This window comes from Mycobacterium sp. E3298 (genome assembly GCF_001666895.1).
Classification (GTDB): domain Bacteria; phylum Actinomycetota; class Actinomycetes; order Mycobacteriales; family Mycobacteriaceae; genus Mycobacterium.
The window spans coordinates 1-1,759 of the sequence record NZ_LZJB01000209.1 but is presented as its reverse complement, the minus strand read 5'-3'; the positions used below and the strand labels follow the sequence as shown (position 1 = coordinate 1,759).

The 1,759-nt window shown below is 66.2% G+C and carries 2 protein-coding genes and 2 pseudogenes; 3 read left to right on the top strand and 1 reads right to left on the bottom strand.

What is annotated here, in order from left to right:
• Positions 1-178 (bottom strand): annotated as a pseudogene (locus A9X05_RS32040) (hypothetical protein); the annotation flags it as partial.
• Positions 179-481: 303 nt separating this feature from the next.
• On the opposite strand from A9X05_RS32040, the gene A9X05_RS09535 reads away from it, so the two are divergent.
• The 3 genes and pseudogenes from A9X05_RS09535 to A9X05_RS09525 form a co-directional block, all read left to right on the top strand.
• Positions 482-826, top strand: coding sequence for a DUF732 domain-containing protein (locus tag A9X05_RS09535; RefSeq protein WP_067754122.1), 345 nt, complete (start codon positions 482-484; stop codon positions 824-826).
• Between the two features lie 179 nt (positions 827-1,005).
• Positions 1,006-1,290, top strand: coding sequence for a DUF732 domain-containing protein (locus A9X05_RS09530; protein WP_197498986.1), 285 nt, complete (start codon positions 1,006-1,008; stop codon positions 1,288-1,290).
• Positions 1,291-1,310: 20 nt separating this feature from the next.
• Positions 1,311-1,759 (top strand): annotated as a pseudogene (locus tag A9X05_RS09525) (mannitol dehydrogenase family protein); the annotation flags it as partial.

The window sequence follows — 1,759 nt, the reverse complement described above, 5'->3', positions numbered from 1 at the left end:
GCCCGGCCAGCGGCGCGCCCGCGACGGGGCCCCCGACCTCGCCCGCCTGCCCCTGAACGCAGGCGTAGCCGCCCGTCTTCAGGGGAGCGGCTGCCGCATCCGGGCTCAACGCAAGTGCGGCTCCGCACAACCCAAGGCTGGCAACTACTTTCATGTTGAACCGATCGACGATCGCCATCAGCGCCGACTCTCCTTTAATTCGCGCTCACATATCTGATGCAGCAGATAACGAGCCAATTGTCGGTAGTCACCACGAAACGCCCGAGGCGGCGCACCGCGCCGTATCCAAATGGTGACGTCACAAGGGCGTCACGAGCCGGGTACGCGGCCGCGCAGGGCAAAGACCTCGTCGCAGCAACGTTGCGGTCTGGCCGATCCGAATTTTTCCGCAGCTCATTCCCAGGGAATTTTCGGCGACCCAACATGTCTTAAAGGTTCTATAGAGGTAAACGAACGGTGAACGATCAAAGGGAGGATCGCCATGCCGGGACAGCGGGCCTACGGCCGATTCATCAAGACAGCGCTAGTGAGTGGCCCCATCCTGGTGGCCGGTGTCGCGTTGGCAGGCCCGGCGCACGCGGACGCGACCACGTTCGTCAGCGACCTGCACAAAAACGGGATCCATGCGGTCAGCGGCGGTGACGCGGCGCTGGTGCAGATGGGCCTGAGCGTCTGCCAGCAACTGTCGTGGGGCGCCCCGCCGTCGCAGCTCGAGGGTCTGGCGTTGCAGCGCTCCGACAGCCGGCAGGGCGCCGGCGGGATCACCCCCCAACAGGCCGACGACGTGGTCATCGACGCCGTCCGCGATCTCTGCCCGGACGCATAGCCATCGGTCTTTGCCCACAATTCATCATCGGGATTTATCTTCCCCAGCGTGTTTGGCGGCGCTTTCGTGTAAAAGTGCATCATCCGCGATTCGGGCACGGGACGAAGGAGAACATTTCGATGGCAGCACAGCGGCCCTATGGCCGGTTCATGGGCGCAGCGTTCGCAGGCGCCCCACTTATGGCCGCGGGCATCGTCTGGGCCAGCCCGGCCCGGGCCGACGCGGTTGCCTTCATCAACGACCTGCACAACGCCGGCATCCACGCCGTCAATGGCGGCGACGACGCGCTGCTGCAGATGGGAGCGGACCTGTGCCAGCAGCTCTCCTGGGGCGCCTCCCCGCAACAGCTCGAGGGCCTGGCGATCCAGCGCTCGGACGCCGACCAGGGCACCGGCGGAATCAACGGCCGGCAGGCCGCGGACGTCGTGATCTTCGCCTTGCGCGATCTCTGCCCCAACGCTTAGCGGTGAGCTAAGTTGCGGGAATGGAGCTGAGCGCGCGCAACCTGGGCGCGCTCGGCATCCCCGTCCCGGCCTACGACCGCAGCCAAATCAGAGTCGGCATCGTGCATTTCGGCGTCGGCGGCTTCCACCGCGCCCATCAGGCCATGTACATCGACAGGCTGCTGGGCGACGGGCTCGCCCAAAACTGGGGAATCTGCGGTGTGGGCGTGCTGCCCGATGACCGGCGCATGCGCGACGCGCTGCGCGCCCAGAACCACCTGTACACGTTGATCCTCGAACACCCGGACGGCACCCGGGAGCCCCGCGTCATCGGCTCCATCGTCGACTTCCGTTACGCCCCAGACGATCCCGATGCGGTCATCGAGCTGCTCGCCGCCCCGACCACCCGGATCGTCTCACTCACCATCACCGAAGGCGGCTACCACCCGCCGCTGAGCGACGTCTACCCGCTGGTGGCCGAGGCGCTTAA

What these genes read in the sequence shown, in the direction of transcription:
- A9X05_RS09535 (WP_067754122.1), top strand. Translation starts at nt 482, where the DNA reads ATGCCGGGACAGCGGGCCTACGGCCGATTCATCAAGACAGCGCTAGTG.
- A9X05_RS09530 (WP_197498986.1), top strand. Translation starts at nt 1,006, where the DNA reads ATGGCCGCGGGCATCGTCTGGGCCAGCCCGGCCCGGGCCGACGCGGTT.